Origin of the sequence: Streptomyces sp. NPDC020681 (assembly GCF_044334895.1) — a bacterium.
GTDB lineage: Bacteria > Actinomycetota > Actinomycetes > Streptomycetales > Streptomycetaceae > Streptomyces.
This window is the reverse complement of record NZ_JBIRTX010000013.1, coordinates 1-21,936: the sequence shown is the minus strand read 5'-3', so window position 1 is coordinate 21,936 and position 21,936 is coordinate 1. Positions and strand designations below refer to the sequence as shown.

Below are 21,936 nucleotides of genomic sequence, written 5' to 3'. Positions count from 1 at the left end.
TTGTGGTGGGCGGGTGTTCGGCGTTCCGGGGTTTGTTTTCTGGCTCGTCGTCGAAGTTCGACTGGACGCTTTCGGAGAGCCCTCTGGCGGCATGTTGGTGTGTAGTCGGCGGCCGTGGGGTGATGCGGCCGGTGCTGGCTGCTGCTTCGTTGGCCTGGCTTGGGTGTTGCGGGGCGCAGGTGGCCATGTCCCGGGGGACCAGCTTCCGGCGCCGGGTCAGCAATGGGGGCCGGTCCACCGGCTTCGCCAGCGCCAACTACCGGTGTCGCGGAGAGCTGAGCGGCCATTCCCGCACGGTGATCGCCCGCTTCATGCGGGCCGCGATGTCCGCCTTCGCTGTCGCGTCCAGTGTCTCCGGCAGCCCTTGGAAAGTGGCAGGCAGGACGTCGAGGAGGCTCAACACCTCCTCTCCGGTCCGGACCGTGAGCAACAGCTCGCACCGCCACTGCGGTGACACTTCTGGTCGATGGCTGAGCCGATGCTCCATCGCAGGGAACAGATAGTGCACCGACTCCGCGTCCGCGTGTTTCTGCAGCCAATCCGCCGGGAGCCGCTGGCTGAAGCCCAAACGCGCCGCTTCCTCTTCCATCAGCAGGAGCTGCTTGGTGTCGACGGCCCGGATCGTCCGCGGCAGCACTGCAGTCATGCCGCGATCATGCCATCACGCGACACCGTTGGGGCAGGGGGAATGGGCCTGCCCGGGTGTGCCGGAGCTTGTCGGCGCATCGGAGACCGTGGGCCCGGCCGCACATGTGGCCAGTTCGAATGCTCACTGGCCAGGGTGTTCCTGTGACTGAGCGCCACAGTTGGCTGGTTGAGTGCGGCACGTGCTGATGACCGGCCTCAACTCTCGCGGGTCTACGCCGGATCGTGTTGCGGGAGCCGGGTTGTCGGTGGTGCTCGTTAGGGTGCTGCCGGGCGGGGTCATTGGCTGTGTGGGAGGGGCGGGCGCGTGAGCGACGGGATTCAATGGCTGGTCGGTCTCGAAGGCTGGATGTCCAGCGTGGTGTTCGCACGCGGAATATCCGCGCAGGAGCTCGCGCTGCGCATGGGAGGTGTGCTGGACGGGGCGACTGAGCCGATCACTGACGCCGAAGTGTGGGATCTCGGGATCGAGGGGTACCGGCCGGGCGCGGACGGTGACGGTGTCGTGCGGGTCGGCGAGTGCGGAGGGTGGTCCTTCGCGTTGGAGTACGGAGATTCGACCGGCAGCGACCGGTTGGACGACATCTCCCGCAACGGAGTTGAGGCCGTTCATTACGTGCCGATGCAGGAGCACCCGCCAGCCACCGTCCTTTACGCCCGGGACGGTGTGTCCCGCTGCGGATTCGGGCTTGGCGAGGAGCTGTGGCGCTGGGGCCGGGAACCTGATTTGTTGCTTGCCGATCTCGTTGCAGCGCAGGTACTGGATCCCGACGGGGTCACGCTTCTCGCTTCCGAGGAGGAGAACTTCAGGGACACCTACCGGCGCACTCTGGGTGTCGTCGAGCGACGATTCGGACTTTCGCTCTCCCCGGCGTATCTGCAGGAAGCCCGTCTGCCTGCATACGCGGTCCGTGGGACCCCGGACATGCATATTGGCCGCGCGTGATGCGTTCGAGTTGGCCGGCTGAGCGCCGGGCCGTCCCGATGGCTTTGTACAGGGGATCTTGCACCGTGACGTGGCGGGCCTTGATGCGTGGGCACGGAGTCGGGTTCCGCACGGTGCACGCGCAGGCTGCGCCGGAGCAGCACGGCGCTTTCCCAAGGACAGCTCGGATTGCAGTCAATCGAACGTAGGGACGGCGGCGCGGGTCCTGATCAGGGCTCTATTGCCGGACCACCCCTGGTTGTCCAGGCGGAGGGGTGGTCCGGCGTTCAGTTGTTCAGCTGACGATGGGCACCGGACGAACCGGCGCATCAAGCCACGCGGTTTGCCCTTCCGCTGTCACGGTGAGCCCGAACCGCTCGAAGCCGGGCCTGCCATGGGAGTCCCACCAGCGCCAGGCCGCCTCCACCTCGTTCCACAAGCAGCGTGATCCCGCCTGGTGCACCGTGGCGCTCTGCGACTGGTCGCGGAACATGACCACGGCCCATGACCTGTCGGTCAGGCTGTAGAACCACACCGGCCGTGCCCCGTCGCGCTTGTCTGCCACGGCCCGAACGCAGCCTCGGACTTGCAGGCCCACCGCGAAAGCCGCCGCCTCGAACTGCCCGACGCCAAACCCGTCCTCCGTCATCGAGGTGGACGACCGGACCGCGTCGGCCACCCTGTCGTCGGGGACGTAGTGCGTGTGCTCGGGCCAGGCCACGCGTTGTGCGCGGAGCTTCATGAACTCGACCGGATGCAAGAAGGGGCCGGACGCGCTCTGCCCGTCTTGTGCGACGGCCAGCCGTACGGTGGCGTCCAGGTGGCTGTAGGAGGTACCCCACGGCAGCAGGATCAGCCCGCCCGGTCGGGTCTGCTCCACCCAGGCGAAGGGGACCGAGCGCATGCCGCACGTGGCCTTGATCCGGTCGTACGGCGCCCGGTCCAGGCAGCCCAACACTCCGTCCCCCGTGACCACATGAAGAGGCAGGCCGAACCGGGCGAGAGCGTCCCGTGCCGCGCCGGCCACCGCCGCATCCACCTCGACGGTGACCACGTTTCTCGACGCCCAGGCTGTAGGCGAGCAGCGCAGCGTTCCAGCCAGTCCCCGTGCCGATCTCCAGCACCCGGGAGTTCTCGTCGACCGCAAGGTCCCGCAGCATGGCGAAGACCACCGAGGGTGCAGATGCCGAACTCGCCGGCAGCAGGAGCCGAACCGGACGTTCTTCTTCGGCGAAGCGTCGCTCGCTCACGAGACCGCCTGCACCTTGCGGGACTTGGGCGACCGACCCCGCGCCATCCGCGAGTTCCGCCACTCCGTCCGCACCCGCGGAGCAGCGTTCCGCCGCACTCACGCCGTCACGCTCGGGTACCTCGGAGCCACGCAGATCGCCGGCGGAGGCGTGGAAGAAGCATGCGCGACCTGGGGGAGCGTGCTCGACGCCATGGAGGACGGGATCTACTCCGGCCGCGCGCGCCAAGCCGTCGTCGACATGCGGCGCCTGCTGTCCCCCGGCGACGCGGCATCCCAGCCGTTGCGGCACTGGACGCCCGGGCCGCCGCTTACCTGACGCAAGTAGATTGAATCGCGTCACGCCGAGGGACGAGGGGAAGCGCATGGCTCAGTCGCTGGAGATCAAGCCGATCGGCATCGTGGTCGGAGGTCGCGTCGACCCCACCGACGACCACTGGGGCGAGACAGCGATTATCCGCCTGAACCCCGACTTCCCCGTCGAGGTGGTCCAGGGCCTTGAGGAGTTCTCCCACCTTCTCGTCGTCTGGCACTTCCACAAGGCATCCTCCGACGACGTCGCTCTGCACGCGCGCAGCCCCCGCAACAACCCCAAGTGGCCGTCCACGGGCACCTTCGTGCATCGCAACCACCGCCGGCCAAACCAGCTCGCCGAGTCCTTCCCCCGCCTGCTCAAGGTCGACGGCCTGGACCTCCACGTCGCCGACCTCGACGCCATCGACGGCACACCCATCTACGACCTGGCACCGTACTTCAAGGAAATGGGCCCCCGTGGTGAGGTACGGGAACCCAGCTGGCCGAGCGAAATGCTGGAGGACTACTGGGGCTAGCTCGCCTCGTCCCGCATCACAATCCTCCTAGGCAGGTTGTCGGTTGGAGGACTGCGGGACCCTGCCAAAGAGCCCTCACAACCTGGAAGTGCGTCGCTAAGGTATCGAGCGTGACGGCTCAAGCATCACCCGCGCACCCGGCACCATCCCGACGAGCTGCGGCTAGCGCGCGGTGAACGCCATGGTGTGGTGGCAAGGGCTGCTCTGGGGGTTGACCGGCGCTGCCTTCATCGAGGGGTTGGACCTGTACGGCGCAATCCGCCGTATCAAGGGATACCCCTGGAAGTTCGAGGGAGAGGTGCCCTTCGGCCCGTACATGGTGTCGGTCGTCATCAGGCTGGGGGTCGGTGCCGGGCTGGCCGTGGCGCTCGCATCCTCGGGGCAGATAGCCGGGCCAATCGGTGGCATGGCGGCCGGGGTCGCCGCACCAAAGATCATCGAGCAGTTGGCACGACGGGGGCTCGGCCACTCCATGGTGGAGCCCGTCCCGAACCCAGCTCAGCTGCCAGCGCAGCAGACCCAGACGCCCCTGCTACCGGAGCCGAGCGCGGCGCAAGGGGGTCCCAATGCGCAGTGACTCCTTCCTCGCCCAACTGCGATTGGCACTGGCGCGTCCCGACACCGCGCCTGTGCGCAGTCCTGCGCCAGTCACGAGAAACACCCTTGTTCGCCAGGTCCATGTGGCGCTGGCGAGGCAGTCGCCTGCGTTCCAGCACCCGGGCATGGAGGCGGAGCAACGCAGAGCGTTCGTATGGAGCACCTCGGAGGTCGGCCTGACGAACTTCGAAGAGGCGGATCTGACCAGTGCGAGTTTTCGGCGAGCGGACCTCCGAGGAGCAAATCTGACGCGGGCAGTCATGCATAGCGCCGATCTGCGACTCGCAGACCTTAGAGGTGCAAATCTTGCCGGGGCGGATCTCACGAGCGCTGATCTGCAGATGGCTGATCTGAGAGGCGCGAACTTCGAGGCTGCCATTCTGGTCAGCGCAAACATGAGAGGCGCCCGGATCGGAGGGATCAATCTGCGCGGGGCTGTCATGACGAGCGTTGACATGCAGGGCGTTGTGACCATGCGAGGTACGTCTAAGGATCAAGGGTTCCCACTACCACTTCCCCGACAGGAGCGCCCAAACCAACCGGAGGAGGAACCGGAGTTGAGGGTGCCAGACCAGGAGTCCGGTAGCCCCGCAACGACCTGATGCGGCCCTGGCATTCCTCTCGTAACTTGGGCCGACCCGATGGACAGTCTGAGACAATTCCACCAGCAGAGTCTTTGTTTGGCGTTTTCGCCAGGGGGAGGGCGATGAATGCCTGGTAGGGGCATGACCCAGATACGCCAGGAACCTGCCACGGGATGATCTTGGCTACTGATCGAGGGCGTTGACGCGGTTCGCGTATTCGCGGCGGGCCTTGCGCTGTGCCGGTCCACCGCCGCGTGTCCCCGCTCGCCCGCGTAGACGAGGTAGACGGCACCTGGGCGTTCTCGATCCTGCCGGCGATGCCGGTGTACTGGCGCTGGACGGCGACAGTGCGGGTGCCCTTCTGCACGTCGCCGGTCTCGTCGACGACCAGCACTGCTGCTTCGTCTTGGAGGTGTTCGACGACGTATTCGCGCACGTCGTCGCGGACGGCGTCGGCGTCCCAGACGGCCCGGGACAGCAGATGCTGCATGCCGTGCGGGCTGGCCTCCCCACTCGGCGATGCTCCAGCAGAACGTCATCGAATCAGCCCCGTCCTGGCCTGCGCATGGCGCCGGGTGATCACGTAGCCGAAAGCGGTCGCGAAAACGTACATGAAGACCGAGTAGACGGCGCTGGGGATCGCGGCCTCCGTGCTGCCCATGACGCTGAGCGCAATGGTGAGTGCCACGGTCGTGTTGTGGACTCCGACCTCCATGGAGCTCGCTATAGCCTGGCGCTCGTCAAGACGCAGCAGCCGGGCACCGCCGTAGCCGAGCGTGAGGCTCGCCAGGCAGAAAATGCCGGTCACCACCCCGACCTTCTGTGCGTATTCAGCCAGGTTCTCCCGCTCACCCAGCAGTGCGCCGGCCGACACGAGGACCAGCACGGCGAGGGAGAAGACCCGGACCGGGCGGTCAGCGCGTGCAGCGAAGTCAGCGGAGCGCCGGCGAATCGACATGCCGATTCCGACAGGGATGAGCACGATGGCGATCACCTGAACCACTTTGCCGAACTGCAGGCCAAGCTCACCTTGAGCGTCGAAGTGTTCGATGGCGAGGTTGGTGATGACCGGGATAGTGATGGCGGCGAGCACCGAGTTGATCGCGGTCAGCGTGATGTTGAGGGCCACGTCTCCGCGGAAGAGGTGACTCAGCAAGTTGGCCGTGGTCCCGCCGGGAGAAGCGGCCAAGAGCAGCACGCCGACGGCGAGCAGCGGGTCAAGGTCAAAGCTCTTGACCAGGCCGAATGCCACGAGCGGGAGCACCACGACCTGCAGGGCCAGCGCGACGGCAACCGCCTTCGGTGTCCGGGCTACCCCTCTGAAGTCGGCGGTGGTGAGGGACAGCCCGAGACCGAACATGATGATCGCAAGGGCGATCGGCAGGCCGGTGGTGATCAGGGCTGAGTCGTTCATCAAGCATCCTTGGGATCCAGGCAAGATGGGGACGGTGGGTGCGTTCGTCTCACACAACAGCCGTGCAGCTGGAGGATGGTTGGGCCTACGCGGAGTCGTGGGGCCCATGCCGGGGTGAGGGTGTCAGGGTCGTGAGGCCGCACGTCGGGGCGCCTCGCGGAGTGCAGGCGCTCCGAGGTACCGATGGGGAGTCGTGCGGGGGCTGTCGGACCCCCTTTGCTGCTGCGCTTACCCGGCGATGCTGTCAGCCGTCTGCTTCGGGCACCCATCCGGGCGGGCCGAACAGGTAGCCGGCGCGATGGCGCCAGCCGCGCCGCACGGATGTCGTGCCAGACCGCGCTGAACTCGTGGAAGGCGACGCGCAGCGGGTTGTAGGTATCGATGTTCTTTGTGAGGCCGTACACCACGCGCTCGTCCTCGACTTCGAAGGTGCCGAAGAACCGGTCCCAGACGATGAGGATGCCGCCGTTAGTTACGGTCCAGGTATGCCCTGTTGGAGCCGTGGTGGACGCGATGGTGGGAAGGGGTGTTGAAAAGCCACTCCACGGGACGCCACAGCTTGTCCACCCGTTCGGTGTGCAGAAAAAACTGGTAGATCTTGTTGAAGGCATGTTGGAGCAGGAGCATCCACGGCGGGATGCCGAGCAGCGCCAGCGGCAGCCAGAACGGCAGACGCGTCATCGGCGTCCAGCTCTGGCGCAGGGCGGTGGAGAAGTTGAACCTGACGCTGGAGTGGTGCACCACATGGCTCGCCCACAGCATCCGCACACGGTGATGAGCGCGGTGGTACACGTAGAACGCCAGGTCGTCGGCGACGACCAGCAGTGCCCAGGTCCACCAGTTGGATGCCGACAGGTGCCAAGGAGCAACGGCAAACAGGGCCGCGTACACCACGACCGTCACGGCCTTCCATGGCAGCGCCACGATCTCACTGCCGAGGCCCATGGACATGCTGGTCACGGTGTCGCGCAGTTCGTAGCCCTGCTCGTCGTCGTCCGGGTGAAAGCGGTACGAGACAGCCTCGACGACGACGAGGAGTACGAACGCCGGTATCGCGTAGAGCAATTCCGTCATGTCAGGGCACCACCTTCCTGGGCGTCGCGGGCACGCTGCGAGACAGCAGCTCCCGCGCCAACTGTTCCGCTGCCTCGGCCTCGCGCGCCATGATGTGTCCCGCGAGCCGGACGTGGGCCTCGACGTCGAGGAGTTCGGCTGCCCGCAGATCGTCGGGCACATTGGCGACCGGAAGGGTGCGCCCGGCCAGGCTGTTGAAGGCGAGCAGGTAGGCCAGGTTCCCGGTGCCCTCCACGATCAGCCGCCACCAGGCGGAGTGCGCCGCACGCATCTCCGCCAGATCGGGTCCACTCCGTGCGTACCGGCCGGTGGCTTCGGCAAGCTCAGCGGCGATGCGCTCAGAGCACCGGATCGCACACAACCGGGCCGCGTCCGCCCCGATGCACGCCCTCATCTCCAGAGCGTCCCGGATGAGGTCCTCCACCGAGGGCCCGCCGTCGGCTTCGGCAATCCCCATGGCGAGATCCAGACCTGCGGTCTGCCGCCAGTCCAGAACGAGCGTGCGACCGCCGTGACTGACATCGACAAGCCGTGCCTGCTGCAGTCGCTTGACGGCCTCCCGAATCGCGTGCCGGTTCACACCGAACTCGTCGGCCAGGTCCCGTTCGGCCGTAAGCGCCGAACCGGGCGGCAGCTCTCCACCGAGGATCCGGTCCCGTAGGACAACGAAGACCTGATCGGAAACCGCCTCGCGACGGATGTTTGGTTGCTTCATAGCGGACATGGTGAGACCCCATCCAGCATCTGGTCAACTGGTTGGACCAGATGAATCCGCATCGGGTGGTGACGGCGGGCCAGTCCGCCTATCCACGGCCGGTGATGAAGTGGGCGAGTGCCCCGGTCAGTTCGGCCGGCTTCTCCACTGGCAGTTGATGGCCGGCGTCCAGGACGCGGATCACCGCGTCCGGGTAGGCCTTGGCCATGCGCAGCATCTCGGCGAGGGGCAGCTGGATGTCGTGGTAGCCGTGCACCATCAGGGTGGGCGTGCGTATCTCGGTGACCCGGTCGAGCACGTCGAAAGCGCGCATGGCGCCGTAGAGGGTCATGACGACTTCCCGGGGCGTGTCGGCGGCGCGGATGTGCCCCCGGACCTCGTCGCGCGGGTAGCCGGGGGCGAAGGCGCGCCGCGTGTTGGCGGCGACGAACAGCTTGAAGGGGACAAGCCTCGACGCGGCCATCAGCCACACACGGCCGCGGTTGTAGGCCATCTTCCCTATGGAGTTCACCAGCACCATGCGCTCGACCCGCTCGGGGTGGGCGAGCGTGATGGTCTGGGCGATCATGCCGCCCATGGAGTGCCCGATGATCACGAACCGCTCGATCTCCAGATGCTCGAGGAGAGCGAGGACGTCCTTGGCCAAGGCGTCGATCGAGCCCGCTCCGGCCCCGCTGCTCTCGCCGTGCCCGCGCAGGTCCAGCCGGACGACGCGCCGCGCCTCGGCGAAGTGGGCGACCTGGTGGTCCCAGCGGTGCCGGTTCGCCGTCCAGCCGTGGACGAACGCCAGGGGCACCCCCTGTCCGTCGCGGGGTCCCTCGTCGTCGTACGTCAGCGACGCGCCGTCGACTTCGAGTTGCGGCATGGTGGCCCCTTGGAGTGCGTGTACCCGGTTACTGCGCGGTACGGTAAACCGTGCAGACCGGCTGCCGTCACCGGCGTCCGCCCAGAAAGTCGAGGCGCCCCGCGATGGTCATGGTCGACTCGGTCGAGAACGGCCGGTGGGTCAACTGGAACCTCGAAGCCATCCCACCCCCGCCCGTCCCCTCCTTCTGACTCCCCACATCCAGATATGGCCGTAGGTGCCGAGGACCTGATGCACCACGATGGCGCGGCCGCGAACGGTGCGGGCCCGGCACCCTCTGCGAGGGGACCGCCGAGGCCCGCGGGTTATCTGGCCAGACTTACCAATCAGGCAGAGTCGTCCCGGGTGAAGACCTCCTTGCAGTCTGCGCACATGATGTTGCGGCGGCTCAGCGTCTACGGAGAGACCCGGATGACAGCGGGCGGCTCGCACTTGCAGACCGCCTTGGCGTAGAAAGCGTCTTCCTATATGAGACAAGCAAGCTCATATCGCAAGATGAGATGGGATAGGTTTCGAAGCAGGACACGGGAAGTTGTGGCCTTCCCCGGAACCGGGGTGTCGTGACTCTCTCTTGCGAAGGTGGGACGGTGGTGGCGAGAACCCGGTCCATGGTGCCGCTGCTCGCGGTCTGCGCAGGCTACTTCATGGTCATCCTGGACGTGACCATCATCAACGTCGCCGTTCCCGTCGTGGGACGGGAGCTGTCGGCCTCGCTCACCGCAATCCAGTGGATCACCGACGGCTACACCCTGGCCTTAGCAGGCCTGCTGCTCACCGGCGGCGCGCTCGGGGACCGGCTGGGCAACCGCCGGATCTTCTGCACCGGGGTCGTGGTGTTCACCGCGGCCTCGGTGGGCTGCGGGCTGGCACAGAACACCGGGACCCTGATCGCCGCCCGACTGCTGGAGGGAGTCGGCGCGGCCCTGATCGTGCCCGGCTCGCTCGCCCTCCTCCAGCAGGCATACCCCTCGCCCGCCGAGCGCTCCCGTGCCTTCGGGCTCTGGGGCTCGATGGCTGGCATCGCCGCCTCCGCCGGCCCCCTTTTTGGTGGACTCCTCGCCACCACCGTGGGCTGGCGCTGGGTGTTCTTCATCAACCTGCCCGTCGGATGCGCCTGCCTGCTGCTGACCCTGCGCCACGTGGCCCCCTCGCCCAGGCACACCGGCCGCTCCCTGGACTGGCCGGCCCAAGGCGCGATCTTCGCCACGGTGGCTCTGCTGACCGCCGTCCTGAACGAGGCCGGACGACGCGGCTGGGCGGACCCGCTGATCCTCGCCGGGGCCGGCCTGTGCGTGCTGGCCGCCGCCCTATTCGTCCTGCGCGAGCACCTGGCCCGCACCCCCGTACTGCCGCTGCGGCTTCTGCGCTCACGTGCGCTGAGCGGCTCGGCGGTGATCGGCCTGCTGTTCAACTTCGCCTTCTACGGCATGATCTTCACCGCCAGCCTGTACTTCCAGCAGCACCGCGGCCTGAGCGCCCTGCGCACCGGGCTCGCCCTCTTCCCAGCGGTAGCCATGACGATGTTCGCCTCCGTCCTGTCCGGGCGCCTGGCACGACGCACCGGACACCGCCCGCTGGTGGTCTGCGGCATGCTGCTGGCAGCGACGGGCCTGGCAGGCTGGGCAGCCGCCGGGACAGACCCCGGCTACCCGCTGCTCGTCGCACCGATGATGGCAGCCGGATTCGGCACGTCCTTCGCCCTGACCGGCTCGACCACCACCGTCATGACAGCCGCACCCGAGGGCTTCTCCGGCACCGCCTCCGCCCTGTTCAACACCACCCGCCAGATCGGCAGCGCCGCAGGCGTCGCGCTGGGCGGCTCACTGCTCGCCGCCACCACCGATTTCACCACCGGGCTGCGCACCAGCATGGCCGTCGGCGCGCTCGCCTACCTGACGGCCGCCGCCCTCGCGCTTTCCTGCATCCCGGCGAAGGAGACCCACCACACCGCTGGCTGAAGTACCGCCGACCAGCCACCGACGCGACAGCAAGCAAATCGTCTCGGAGCCCCTGTCACTCATCGTGAGCGCCTAACAAGTCCCTGGCCTTTGGAGGTGTTACGCCCCCCGGGCGTAACACCTCCAAAGGCCAAGCACGGCGGTCGACCGCCCGTCATCACCGAGGACATGGTGCACACCGTGCTCCGTCGCCGGGCGAACGGCGAGTCGGTCGAGCAGATCCAGCCCGACCCACTCGTTGCAAGTGCCCTGCATATCTTGGGCGGACGTCCGGCTCCGGGACCGGACGCCTCGGTCCTTGAGGTAGGTGGGCCGGAGCTGACCGTTGATCATCACCCAGGTCACCTGTTTCACCTGGCCGAGCAGGGGAGCCCAGAGGTGCTTCCAGTGGATCTTGAACAGGACGGTGCTGGGGTTGTCGATGAGTGGCGCCAGGGGCCAGATTGGATCGCGGTAGTGGGCGTTCGGGTGTGTGTTGCCAGGGCTGATCCACTGGGGCATCACCACGGGGCTATCCGGGCGGGGGACAGCCAGGACATATGGGTCGTTCTCAAGGGCGGTAACCTGGCTTGGGTGTTGCGGGGCGCAGGTGGCCGTGTCCCGGGGGAGCAGTTGCCGGCGCTGAGTCAGCAATCGCGGCCGCTCCACCGGCTTCGCCAGCGCCACCTACCGGTGTCGCGGAAAGCTGAGCGGACGGTCCGTCGGCTCTGCCCATTCGCACACGGTGATCGCCTGCTTCATGCGGGCCGCGATGTCCGTCTTCGCTGTCGCGTCCAGTGTCTCCGTCGGGAGCCGGACGATCCGGCGTATCAAGCCATGCGGTTTGCGCTTCCGCTGTCACGGTGAGCCCGAACCGTTCGAAGCCGGGCCGGCCATGGGAGTCCCACCAGTGCCAGGCTGGCTCCACCTCGTTCCACAAGGAGCGCGGTCCCGCCTGGTGCACCGTGGCGTTCTGCTCCTGGTCGCGGAACATGACCACGGCCCATGACCTGTCGGTCAGGCTGTAGAACCACACCGGCCGTACCGGCACCTCGGGAGCTGAGCTGACCAGCCTTGCAGCGTCGCGCAGTTGGGTGGGCAAGACGAGCAGGTCGAAGGAGAGACCGAAGTGTGCCAGTGACCGGAATCCCTCTCGCCACGCCTCGTTGTCGAGCAGATTGCGCTGCGGGATGTCCGCTCGAGTGGAGGCCGGGTCGAACCATGCCTCCTGCCGGATGCCACGGAACCGGGTGTAGGCGCAGTGCCTTTCCAGGACGTGGGCGATATCCGGGGCGGCCAGGTCAGCATGGCCAACGCACGCCACTGGGCCCCGATGTGGACCGCCGGCGGCCAGAGCGTCGATCCATGCGGTCTCGGCGACCGGGTCGGTCGAGTGGTCCACTTCCGCCTGGATGTGGACCCAGGAATCGACTAGGACACCTGTCGTGTCAGCTACGTACTCACCCGGACCGTAGTCGTATCTGAGCCGGCTGAATTCTGGATCTTCCAGCCACGGATAGCGAAACTTCTGCAGGTCGAAATGATGAACATGCGCGTCGATCACTGAGACGCCGAGTTCGGACATCGCTTGTCCTCATTGCCCTGGCTGCACCGGTCTACCGCCGGGACAACCATCCACAGAGACGGTCATCGGCGCCCACTGTGCATATTGTCTTGGTACAAGGGACGGTGCGCTGGCACGACACTCGACCTCGCCCGCGACGCCCATCCACTGCCGTCCAGGCGCTAGTGGCTCGTCTCTCAACGTTGCTGGGGTAATTGATCTCTTGTGGTGAGGCGGTCGCGCTTGGTCCAGGTCTGTTCCTGGAGGCGGGTGTGGCTCGGAAACCCGCTCGACGAGATTCTCCTTCAATCGGCTCGGGCGCGACCGGAATCGATGAGAGGGCGGGCGCCCCCGGCTCGGGGGCCAGCCGCGTCCCTGCTGTCAGGACAGGACGCTGAGTGCCCCGGGCTGCACCCTGACCGTGACGGGAAGTGTTGCCTCGACCTCGCCGTCGGCGCCGTAGGGGATGTCCCGGTCGGCCTCGATACGGATCTCCTTGCCCCGCAGTACCTCTACCTGCGGGCGTTTCAGATGAGCGCCCGTCTTGAGTTCGTTCATCATGGTGAAGAACAGCCGCTTGGGTGCGTGCTGGATCACGACGACGTCCAGCAGTCCGTCGTCGAGCCGCGCGTCCGGGGCGATGTGGCGGCCGAACCCGTAGAAGCCGGAGTTTGCGGCGACGACCGTGTAGCCGTGGCGCTCGTGCATCACGCCGTCGATCGTGATGCGGTACGCGGCGGGCTGCCACATCACCACGGCCCGCAGTCCGCCCGCGTAGTACGAGGCGGCACCGCGCAGCAGCCGGGAGGTGTTGGCGTGCCGGTTGGCCACCGCGTCGACGCCCGCGTACACACTGCCCAGTACGGATGTCCTGTCGTGGACGGCCGATTCGACCTCGATGGTGTCGGTCGGCTTCGGTGTGCCGTGCAGCAGCACCTCGGCGAGGGCCGAGGGGTCGGTGGGCAGTCCGAGCGCCCGGGCGAAGTCGTTGCCGCGGCCGGCCGGTACGAGCCCGAACACGGTGTCCGTGCCGCTGAGCGCCCCGCCGATACAGCCGGCTATGCCGTCGCCGCCGACGGCGAGCACGGTGTGGCCTTGCTCGCCGGCCTGCCGTGCCAGCTGAGCGGCGTGTTCCAGGCTGCGGCTGTACTGGGTGTCGAGGTGCGCCCCGGCCTCCCGCAGGAGGCGGGCCAGCGGAAGCAGGGCCGCCGTACCGCTGGAACCCCCTGCGGCGGGGTTGACGACCGCGGTGAACTGTCGCATGTATGCGCCTTTCGGACGGCGGGGGCTTGAGGGAGGGGTCAGCGGAGGGGGATGAGCACGCCGGGGTTGAGGACCTGGGCAGGGTCGATTTCGGCCTTGACGGCTTGCAGGATGCGCACGCCGACCGGGCCGATCTCCTCGGTGTACCAGTCGCGGTGGTCAGTGCCCACACCGTGGTGGTGGCTGATGGTGCCGCCGGAGGCAAGGATCGCGTCGTTCGCGGCCCGCTTGGCCGGAGCCCAGTGTGCGACCGGATCGTCGCCCTGCGCCGAGACCACCGTGAAATACAGCGACGCGCCGTTCTCGTACACATGGGAGATGTGGCACATCACCAGCGGCGGCGTGCCTCCTTCGGCCAGTGTGGCGGTGAGTGCCTGGCGCACGGCGTCGTACAGCGCCGGAAGGGCGGACCAGAAGCCCGCGGTCTCCAGCGTCTCGGCGAACGCGCCCGCGTCCAGCAGCGCGTCGCGCAGGTAGGGGGCGTTGTAACGGCCGTGCGCCCAGCGGTCCCCAGGCTCCTCGCCCACGTACTCGCCGCCGCATGCGAGGAGCACCTCGCGGGCCCGCGCGCGGCTGTCCGCGGTGTCCTCGTCGGTGCCCTCGAATCCGGCGATCGCCATGCACCCGGCCGCGGGTGCGTCCGAGTTCCCGATCTTGTCCGGCTGGGCCAGGCCGACGAACGTCTCTGTCTCGTCCGACAGTCGCAGCACGGTCGGTCGCGGACCGTCCTGGGCGAGCCTGCGCAGCGCCGCCGCGCCCGCCTCGAACGAGGCGAAACGCCAGCCTTCGTAGATCCGGGTCGAGGGCAGCGGCCTGATCCGTACGGTCACCGAGGTGATCACGCCGAGCGCACCCTCGGAGCCGAGGATCAGCTGACGCAGATCCGGCCCGGCCGCCGAGCGTGGCGCCCGCCCCGCCTCCCAGGTGCCCTCGGGGGTGGCGACGGTGAGGCCGAGCACCATCTCGTCGAAGCGGCCGTAACCGGCCGAGGCCTGACCGCTGGAGCGTGCCGCGGCGAAGCCGCCGATCGTTGCCCACTCGTACGACTGCGGGAAGTGGCCCAGCGTGAAGCCGTGCACGTTGAGCAGCGCTTCCGCCTGCGGCGCGCGCAGTCCGGACTGCAGCGTCGCGGTGCGCGAGACCTCGTCGAGCGCGAGCAGCCCGTCGAGGCGGCGCAGGTCCAGCGCGACGAAGCAGAGCTTCACCTGTGGTGCGAGTCCGCCCACGACGGAGGTCCCGCCGCCGAACGGCACGGCCGCCACACCGTGTTCGGCGCAGACGCGCAGAACGGCCAGCACCTCGTCATGGCTGCCCGGCAGCAGGACCGCCGCCGGGATGTCGTCGACCTCACCGGCACGGATGCGCAGCAGGTCCGGGGTGGACTTGCCCCGGGTGTGCCGGATACGGCTCTCGGCATCGGTGCGTACGTATGCGCCGTCGCCCAGGCACTCGGCGAGCGCTCGGAGCGTGTCGTCGGCGAGCGGCGACGGGGGGACGGGGATGCCGTCGAGCCGGGCCGGTTCTCTCTCGCTCGGTGTGACGCCGAGCAGATCGCGCAGCAGGCCGATCACCGAGTCGGGCAGCGGGGCCGCCTTGTCCGGGTCGCCCCAGCCGCTCCACAACATGTCCACCTGGGTCACTTGGGTCGTTCCTCACCGTCGGTCTTGCCTGGCGCCGCGCCGTGCACCCTGCACTGGCATTACACTGTGACAGATGACGCCCATTCGTCACAACCATTCGGACGCAGACGCCGTCCTCGACGCGGCACGCGACTGCGTCCTCGCCGTCGGCGTGCGCCGCACGACCCTCACCGACGTCGCCCGCCGCGCCGGCGTCTCCCGCATGACGCTCTACCGCCGATGGCCCGACGTACGAACCCTGGTCGGCGACCTGATGACCCGGGAATGGATCGCACTCGCCGTCGGCGCCATGCCCGACAGCCACCCCACCACCCCCACCCGCAGCCGCCTCGTCGACGGACTCGTCGCCGGCGTCACCGCCTTCCGCGCCCACCCGCTCTTCCACAAGATCCTCGACGTGGACCCCGAACTGCTCCTGCCCTACGTGCTCGACCGCCGCGGCGCCAGCCAGGACGCCCTGCTCGGACTCATCACCGGCGCCCTGACCGAGGGCCACGCCGACGGATCCGTCCGCACCATGCACCCCGGCCTGCAGGCCCGCTCACTGCTGCTGGTTGTGCAGGCCTTCACGCTGTCGCTGCGCACGATGACCGACGAGGCCGACCCCGAACTCACCGAGACCGCCTTCCTCGGCGAACTGCGGACCATTGTGGAGAGGACCCTCACACCATGAGCAGCCCGACCGCCCCCGCGCCCGGCGCGTCGTCACTCAACGCCGCACGCCGCAGCCGCGAACTCGCCGAACTCTCCGACGGCACACAGGTCGACGTCCTCGTCGTCGGCCTCGGAGCGACCGGCGCGGGTGCCGCCCTCGATGCCGCCACCCGCGGACTGACCGTCGCCGCAATCGACGCCCACGACCTCGCCTTCGGCACCTCCCGCTGGAGCTCCAAACTCATCCACGGCGGACTGCGCTACCTCGCCACCGGCCAGCTCGACGTCGCCCACGAAAGCGCCGTCGAACGCGGCATCCTCATGGAACGCACCGCCCCCCACCTCGTCCGCGCCCAGCCCTTCGTCCTGCCGCTCACCCCGCTCGTCTCCCGTGGGCAGGCCGCACTTGCCTGGGCCGGCTTCCGCGCCGGCGATCTGCTGCGCGCCTCAGCCCGCACCGCACGTGCCACCCTCCCCGCCCCGCGTACCCTCTCCGTCGCCGAGACCCGTCACATGGCCCCCGCGCTCCGGCCCGCCGGCCTGCGCGGCGCACTACTGTCCTGGGACGGCCAACTCACCGACGACGCTCGCCTGGTCACCGCGATCGCCCGTACCGCGGCCGCCCACGGCGCCCGCATCCTCACCCGCACCCGCGCCCTCCACCTCAGCGGCGCCGGCGCCCGCGTACGCGACGAACTCACCGGCGAGGAACTGCTGATCCGGGCACGTACGGTCATCAACGCCACAGGCGTCTGGGCCGGCGGCCTCGTCGACGACATCCGCCTGCGCCCCTCCCGCGGTACGCATCTCGTCCTGCGCTCCGAGGACCTCGGCAGCCTCACCGCCGGCATGCACATCCCGATCCCCGGCGAGACAAACCGCTTCGTCCTCGTCCTGCCGCAAGGCGACGGCCGGGTGTACGTGGGGCTCACCGACGAACCCGTCGACGGCGACATCCCGGACGTACCCGAAGTACCCGAGACCGACATCGGCTTCCTTCTCGACGTCCTCGGCTCAGCACTCGACATCACGGTGACCCGGGACGACGTCGTCGGAGCCTTCGCAGGACTGCGCCCCCTCCTCGACACCACGTCAGACTCCGCACGCACCGCCGACATCTCCCGCAAGCACGCGGTGCTGACCTCACCCGACGGTGTCGTCACAGTCGTCGGCGGCAAGCTCACCACCTACCGGCGCATGGCCCAGGACGCCGTCGACGCCGCCGTCACCGTACGCAACCTCACCGCAGGCCCCAGCCGTACCGCCACCCTCCCCCTCGTCGGCGCCGCACACCCCGGCACACTCGCCACCCTCGACGCCCCCCGCCGCCTCGTCCACCGCTACGGGAGCGAAGCCCCCCAGATCCACGCCATCGGCCTCACCCACCCCTCACTCGCCCGCCCCGTCATCCCCGGCCACCCCGTCACCGGAGCCGAACTCCTGTGGGCCGTACGCCACGAGGGAGCCCTCGACGAGTCCGACGTCCTGGACCGCCGCACCCGCATCGGCCTGGTCCCGCACGACCGCAAGGCAGCGCACACCGCCGCCCGCGACGCGCTCACAACCGACGTGCCGCCCAGCTGACTTGATCCCCGGCCTGTTCCAGACTCCGGACTACGCCCGTAGCGGCGCGCCGGTAGCGCACCGAACTCGTGCTGCCACGGCGAACGATCTGCTGCAGCCGCTGCCCTTCCTGGTCGGTCAGTCTGCGCACACGGACAAATGCGGCCAGGACCCGCCCCGGGACCCGCAATGGGTCCCGGGGCGGTGCCGCAGTCCGTATTGGTGACTGATCAGCCCCACGCGGGGGCGGCGAACATGCTGGCCGCGTTGTATCCCGAGTGCGGGTAGGCGGAGGCCCAGCCCATGGCTTCCGGCTGGGTGCGGGGGAAGTCCGAGGCCACCAGCGTCGCCAGGTTGAAGTAGGCCTCGCGGGTCCGTGCCTTCATCAGCTCAAGGTCGACCTCGGAGCCTGCGGCAAGGTGCTCGTCGAACGGAATCACCACAACGCCCCTGCAGCGGGCGCGGAAGTGGTCCACGACTTCGTTCACCTTCACCGTCTTGCTCTTCTTGCGTGCCTCGGAGACCACGGTGATGCTCCGCTGGACGAGGTCCTCGTAGTGGTGCGCGTTGAGCCAGTCGAGGGTGGTGCTGGCGCTGGTAGCACCGTCCACGCTGGGCGTGGCGACCACGATCAGTTGGTCGGCGGAGTCCAGGATGCTCTGCATCGCGCTGTGCAGCAGGCCAGTTCCCGAGTCGGTCAGAATGATCGGGTAGTGCTGACCGAGGCAGCCGACCACCTGTCGGTAGTCCTCATCGTTGAACGCCGTAGACAGAGCGGGATCCGCTTCATTGGCGAGGATCTCGAGGCCACTCGGGGACTGGGAGGTAAAGCGCCGGACGGCCATGTAGTTGTTCACGTTCGGGATCTCGGCCACCAGGTCGCGGATGGTCGCACTGGTCTCGCGACGCACTCGGCGGCTGAGGGTCCCCGCGTCCGGGTTGGCGTCGATCGCGACGACCCGGTCCTGGCGCTCGGTGGCGAGAGTCGCGCCCAGGGCGGTAGTGGTGGTCGTCTTGCCGACTCCACCCTTGAGGCTGATGACAGCGATCTTATGGCAGTGCGTCACCGGGGTGCGGAGAATGGCCAACTTCTGCTGGCGCTCCCGTTCCCCGGCCCCGCCGCCGATGCGGAACCAGCGGCGGCCACGGCGCTTGTTGGGCCCACTGCGCAGCAGACGGTCGGCGGAGAGCTCGACAGCAGCACTGTGTCCCAGTGCCCCGGTACGGCCGCTCCGGTCCGGCGTCGACCATTGGGCCGGAGTGTGGTGTGCCGGTGGACCGTAGTGCGTCGGAGTTCCACCGGTACCTCGCGACAGTTGCGCCCCCTTCATATAGGGAGCTGACAGAGGCTCTGCGCCGAGGCCGTTCATGGCAGGCAGCGGGTTGTTGTGCTCCGCTGTGACATGTGGCGGCACGGCCTCGTTGGCCTGGGGCTCGCTGGCGACATACCCGTCGGGCGGCGCGAAGCCAGGCCCATCGGAGTCCACTCTGCCCTCGTTGGGTGTGGGAGCGGCGACGGCGATATCGCGATCTTTCGGCACGATTTGTCCTTTCGGTGAGTTGCGGGGGCCGTCGGGCACCGAGCCGGCGGGGTCTCGACGGTGGTACTCCCCGGCGAGCGGTTGAGCCTGCTTGCCGGACCAATGACTGGAGGTTTCTGCGCGGCGCAAGCCGCCCAACGGAGCGAGGGTGACCGGCGGCTGCGCCACGGCCAGGCCCCTGTTCTGCGGCTCGAGCGAGCCGGCGATTTGCTGGCGGCCGGTACCACGTCCCCGGTGGTGCGCCTGTCCTCCGGCGGGGCGCAGCGCGGGAAGCCTGCCGTGCCCGGCAGGGAGGGCACGCAGGTCGTGATCGGACCGAGGCAGGACAGCGACGGTGCGATTCGTCACCGGCGGCTCGATGAGTCGCAGCGGCGCAGGCGCCACGATTAGAGGGCTCGGCTGGTCCGCGCGGATCAGCCTGCCATCCTCGGCGAACGTCAGGCCGATGGATATGAACTGGTCCACCGTCAGGACCTGCTTGTCCCCGCGTGAGACATCCGTGGGCGGCCGCCAGTTACGGCCACCGCCATGGCGAAGCCCAACCGGTGCCGCAGACGTGAGGCGATAGCGCTGGTCGGCTTGCAGGGCGTGCTGGACCTCGAGAGGGACCTCGAGCCGGCTGCGCACGCGGAACTGTCCAGCCTTCAGGTTCTCTGCCCTCTGCAACTGCACTTTCAGCGGGCCGACGAACGAGTAGCTCTGCTCATCAGCGTATTCGCGCAGCTTCTGGACCAGTTCCTCGCCGAGCATGACCAGACACGCGCTGTGCAGTTCGTGATCGCCTGGGCTGAGCTCGACGATGAAACCGTTGGACGTGATAGTGCAGTCCCGTTTCCAGATCCTGGCGTTGATGTCGCACTCGCGCCGGAGCGCGCCGATGAACTCCAGGGGCTGCACCGCGGATTTGAAGACCTTGGCGAAGGTGCCGTTGACCAAAGCCTCGAAGCGCTGTTCGATCTTGTTCAGCGTTCCCACTGCAGCCTCCGGGTAATGCCGATCTGCCGCGATGCAGTCAGATGAGGTGAAGATATTTCGGATAGTACTTATGTAGCCACGCTGCGTGACCATTACTGGTGTGTCGCCACAATTCACCGGATCGGTTGAAACCGCCCCCGTGCCCGAGCCCCGTGGCCGACCCGCGACAGTTCGGCGCGATCTCCGCGCACGCAGTCAGGTGGCTATCGACGCCAAGGTGTCCGCCGGCGACGGAAACGTCGCGCGAGATCTGATCGGCGCACGGGCTGGGCCACCCAACGACGCACAGTGCGCGTGTTAGTCATTCCCACCGCAAAAGATTCAACAAGTTCACCGAAACCCGTTCCGTTCCGGCGCCCGTAACTAGGACAGGGCGCACACAAGGGGTTTCCGACGTGCCGCGGGGCACACCTGGCGCGACGCGGTGCCTTCGGTGCATGTGTCTCCCGACCAGCACGGGTACTCGTAAGTGAGGGTCGTCTCTGATCTGACCAAGGCTCAAACCGTCCAGTCCGCGTCAGCGTCTCGTGGCCGCCGGTGCCCCGCGGACGAGCGCCGGACGCCGGTGAAACGGCTCGTTCCTAAGCGACCGTGAGCACGATCTTGCCCTGGATGTGCCCTCGGGCGGCGCGTCCGTGCGCTGCTCGGGCATCCGCGAGCCCAAACGTGCTGTCGATCGCGACGCGGACCGTGCCCGCGTCGAGCAGGCGCCTCAGTTCGGCAAGCTGCGCGCCGTTCGAGCGGACCTGTGCGCTCGAGACGGTGACGCCCAGCTTCGCGGTCGATGAGCTGAGTCGCGAGCGCGCTGGCCTCATGGAACAGCAGACCAACCTCATGCTCAGCAGGATCTCCGAGCTTCGGCTGTAGACCTGCCGGAGACTGCGGGGCCAAGGCCAGGCAACGTTGTGGACACTGACGGCAGTCCTGACGGCAACGGCTGCACACAGACCCTCGTGATCGCTAACCTGAGCGACCAGAGCAGGAGGCCTCCGGGGCCCCTGGCGAGGCGGTGCCCGATCCTACGGATCAGAAGGTTGCAGGTTCGAATCCTGCCGAGTGCACAACAGAACCAGGGGCCCTGTGGATCACTCCCCAGGGCCTTGGTATGGGTCGTTCGGCAGTCTCATCTGCGGGTCCCATGTTGCGACAGCCGTGCCGCCTTTGGTGAGGCGGTTCTGGCCGAGGTCGGCGTAGCTGGGGGAGCGGAGCACATTGTTGTGGAGTGTGCTGCTGTACACGTCGCTGGTCTCGGCGTCGCTCAGCAGTGGTTCGTGCAGGCCGCGGTGCAGGGCGTGCTGGACCATCCATACGATCTCCGCGGGCCGGGCGGGGCGGAACGGGGTCCCGCCGGCGAGCTCGGCCTCGATCCGGGTGGCTTGTTCCCGGTAGGCGATCACCTCGCGCCGTGTCACGGGCGCCGGGCGCAGTCCGAGTGACTGGGACACTTCTGCCCACAGCGCGCCGGTGGCGGCAGTGAGTTGCAGCCCTCTCTGCTCGGTGCGCAGCGGGACGGCGAGCCACAGGGTGCGGCGGTGCATCTCCTGGTCCTCGAGCACGAGCGCCGCGTCGACGTTCTCCAGCCACGGATGTTCCATGCCGTCCCTGGCACTGTGGGCCGGGTCGATGCCGTCGATCATCCGCCAGGCGATTTCGCCCGGGTCGACCTGTGCGCTCAGTCCGAACAGGCGGGGCGCCCCGGTCAGTGACCGCACCAGCTGTGTGGTTTTCGCCAGGAGTTCGTCGCGGACAGCGGGGGCCACGTAGGTGCCGTGGACCGTATCTTCGCTGTGTCCGGTGGCGTCCGGACCGGGCTGTAGCCGGTAGAGGGCCCACACGCTGCCGTGTGTCGACCACAGCAGGTGTCCGGCGATGTGACGGACCGGCACTCTCATGAGAGCCTC

The 21,936-nt window shown here is 68.1% G+C and carries 20 protein-coding genes and 2 pseudogenes; 8 read left to right on the top strand and 14 right to left on the bottom strand.

Going from position 1 to position 21,936, the window contains the following annotated elements; genetic code table 11:
- Positions 1 to 256: 256 nt before the first annotated feature.
- Positions 257 to 646, bottom strand: a complete 390-nt coding sequence (locus tag ACH4YL_RS27035) for a hypothetical protein (RefSeq protein ID WP_398510038.1) — start codon at positions 644 to 646, stop codon at positions 257 to 259.
- A 306-nt stretch (positions 647 to 952) separates the two neighbouring features.
- Here ACH4YL_RS27035 and ACH4YL_RS27030 point away from each other — a divergent pair, with 306 nt between their 5' ends.
- Complete coding sequence (locus ACH4YL_RS27030) at positions 953 to 1,591, top strand: DUF6461 domain-containing protein (protein WP_398510037.1); 639 nt, start codon at positions 953 to 955, stop codon at positions 1,589 to 1,591.
- A gap of 274 nt (positions 1,592 to 1,865) precedes the next feature.
- Here the strand turns inward: ACH4YL_RS27030 and ACH4YL_RS27025 are convergent, their stop codons facing one another.
- Entirely contained in the window at positions 1,866 to 2,624 is a 759-nt protein-coding gene (locus tag ACH4YL_RS27025; RefSeq protein ID WP_398510036.1) for a protein-L-isoaspartate(D-aspartate) O-methyltransferase, read from the bottom strand.
- A 220-nt stretch (positions 2,625 to 2,844) separates the two neighbouring features.
- Between ACH4YL_RS27025 and ACH4YL_RS27020 the strand changes: the two genes are divergently transcribed.
- The 4 genes from ACH4YL_RS27020 (at position 2,845) to ACH4YL_RS27005 (ending at position 4,848) form a co-directional block, all read left to right on the top strand.
- Positions 2,845 to 3,138 (top strand): hypothetical protein, encoded by a 294-nt coding sequence (locus ACH4YL_RS27020; RefSeq protein WP_398510035.1) that lies wholly within the window; start codon positions 2,845 to 2,847, stop codon positions 3,136 to 3,138.
- A 46-nt stretch (positions 3,139 to 3,184) separates the two neighbouring features.
- On the top strand, positions 3,185 to 3,649 hold the full coding sequence (locus tag ACH4YL_RS27015; protein ID WP_398510034.1) for an SAM-dependent methyltransferase: 465 nt from the start codon (positions 3,185 to 3,187) through the stop codon (positions 3,647 to 3,649).
- 172 nt (positions 3,650 to 3,821) lie between these two features.
- On the top strand, positions 3,822 to 4,226 hold the full coding sequence (locus tag ACH4YL_RS27010; RefSeq protein ID WP_398510033.1) for a hypothetical protein: 405 nt from the start codon (positions 3,822 to 3,824) through the stop codon (positions 4,224 to 4,226).
- Positions 4,216 to 4,848: a pentapeptide repeat-containing protein gene (locus ACH4YL_RS27005; protein ID WP_398510032.1), complete on the top strand. Its 633-nt coding sequence runs from the start codon at positions 4,216 to 4,218 to the stop codon at positions 4,846 to 4,848. The genes ACH4YL_RS27010 and ACH4YL_RS27005 overlap by 11 nt, the downstream gene beginning before the upstream one ends.
- Positions 4,849 to 5,069: 221 nt before the next feature.
- Here ACH4YL_RS27005 and ACH4YL_RS27000 read toward each other — a convergent pair.
- The 5 genes and pseudogenes from ACH4YL_RS27000 to ACH4YL_RS26980 form a co-directional block, all read right to left on the bottom strand.
- A pseudogene (locus ACH4YL_RS27000) lies at positions 5,070 to 5,353 on the bottom strand (transposase); the annotation flags it as partial.
- Positions 5,354 to 5,365: 12 nt separating this feature from the next.
- Complete coding sequence (locus ACH4YL_RS26995; protein WP_398510031.1) at positions 5,366 to 6,244, bottom strand: bile acid:sodium symporter family protein; 879 nt, start codon at positions 6,242 to 6,244, stop codon at positions 5,366 to 5,368.
- Between the two features lie 468 nt (positions 6,245 to 6,712).
- Complete coding sequence (locus ACH4YL_RS26990) at positions 6,713 to 7,318, bottom strand: sterol desaturase family protein (RefSeq protein ID WP_398510030.1); 606 nt, start codon at positions 7,316 to 7,318, stop codon at positions 6,713 to 6,715.
- Between the two features lies 1 nt (position 7,319).
- Positions 7,320 to 8,033: a FadR/GntR family transcriptional regulator gene (locus ACH4YL_RS26985; RefSeq protein ID WP_398510029.1), complete on the bottom strand. Its 714-nt coding sequence runs from the start codon at positions 8,031 to 8,033 to the stop codon at positions 7,320 to 7,322.
- An 88-nt stretch (positions 8,034 to 8,121) separates the two neighbouring features.
- Positions 8,122 to 8,898, bottom strand: coding sequence for an alpha/beta fold hydrolase (locus ACH4YL_RS26980; RefSeq protein ID WP_398510028.1), 777 nt, complete (start codon positions 8,896 to 8,898; stop codon positions 8,122 to 8,124).
- Positions 8,899 to 9,488: 590 nt separating this feature from the next.
- On the opposite strand from ACH4YL_RS26980, the gene ACH4YL_RS26975 reads away from it, so the two are divergent.
- Positions 9,489 to 10,856 (top strand): MFS transporter, encoded by a 1,368-nt coding sequence (locus tag ACH4YL_RS26975; RefSeq protein ID WP_398510027.1) that lies wholly within the window; start codon positions 9,489 to 9,491, stop codon positions 10,854 to 10,856.
- 99 nt (positions 10,857 to 10,955) lie between these two features.
- On the opposite strand, the gene ACH4YL_RS26970 is transcribed toward ACH4YL_RS26975, so the two are convergent.
- The 4 genes from ACH4YL_RS26970 to ACH4YL_RS26955 form a co-directional block, all read right to left on the bottom strand.
- The gene (locus tag ACH4YL_RS26970; RefSeq protein ID WP_398510026.1) at positions 10,956 to 11,357 is read right to left on the bottom strand and encodes a hypothetical protein; all 402 of its coding nucleotides are present in this window, start codon (positions 11,355 to 11,357) and stop codon (positions 10,956 to 10,958) included.
- Positions 11,358 to 11,406: 49 nt separating this feature from the next.
- Positions 11,407 to 12,420 (bottom strand): amidohydrolase family protein, encoded by a 1,014-nt coding sequence (locus ACH4YL_RS26965; protein ID WP_398510025.1) that lies wholly within the window; start codon positions 12,418 to 12,420, stop codon positions 11,407 to 11,409.
- A gap of 360 nt (positions 12,421 to 12,780) precedes the next feature.
- Positions 12,781 to 13,662, bottom strand: coding sequence for a YegS/Rv2252/BmrU family lipid kinase (locus tag ACH4YL_RS26960; protein WP_398510024.1), 882 nt, complete (start codon positions 13,660 to 13,662; stop codon positions 12,781 to 12,783).
- A gap of 38 nt (positions 13,663 to 13,700) precedes the next feature.
- Positions 13,701 to 15,293 carry an FAD-binding oxidoreductase gene (locus ACH4YL_RS26955; RefSeq protein ID WP_398510231.1) on the bottom strand — a complete coding sequence of 531 codons (1,593 nt, stop codon included), beginning with the start codon at positions 15,291 to 15,293 and terminating at the stop codon, positions 13,701 to 13,703.
- A gap of 82 nt (positions 15,294 to 15,375) precedes the next feature.
- On the opposite strand from ACH4YL_RS26955, the gene ACH4YL_RS26950 reads away from it, so the two are divergent.
- The gene (locus ACH4YL_RS26950) at positions 15,376 to 15,975 is read left to right on the top strand and encodes a TetR/AcrR family transcriptional regulator (protein WP_398510023.1); all 600 of its coding nucleotides are present in this window, start codon (positions 15,376 to 15,378) and stop codon (positions 15,973 to 15,975) included.
- Positions 15,972 to 17,540, top strand: coding sequence for a glycerol-3-phosphate dehydrogenase/oxidase (locus tag ACH4YL_RS26945; RefSeq protein ID WP_398510022.1), 1,569 nt, complete (start codon positions 15,972 to 15,974; stop codon positions 17,538 to 17,540). Before ACH4YL_RS26950 ends, ACH4YL_RS26945 begins: the two co-directional genes overlap by 4 nt.
- A gap of 209 nt (positions 17,541 to 17,749) precedes the next feature.
- Here ACH4YL_RS26945 and ACH4YL_RS26940 read toward each other — a convergent pair whose 3' ends face one another.
- From ACH4YL_RS26940 to ACH4YL_RS26930, 3 genes and pseudogenes are all read right to left on the bottom strand, one after another.
- On the bottom strand, positions 17,750 to 20,035 hold the full coding sequence (locus ACH4YL_RS26940) for an FhaA domain-containing protein (RefSeq protein ID WP_398510021.1): 2,286 nt from the start codon (positions 20,033 to 20,035) through the stop codon (positions 17,750 to 17,752).
- A 581-nt stretch (positions 20,036 to 20,616) separates the two neighbouring features.
- Positions 20,617 to 20,982 carry a zinc-binding dehydrogenase gene (locus ACH4YL_RS26935; RefSeq protein WP_398510230.1) on the bottom strand — a complete coding sequence of 122 codons (366 nt, stop codon included), beginning with the start codon at positions 20,980 to 20,982 and terminating at the stop codon, positions 20,617 to 20,619.
- A gap of 138 nt (positions 20,983 to 21,120) precedes the next feature.
- Positions 21,121 to 21,936, bottom strand: a pseudogene (locus ACH4YL_RS26930) (ATP/GTP-binding protein); the annotation flags it as partial.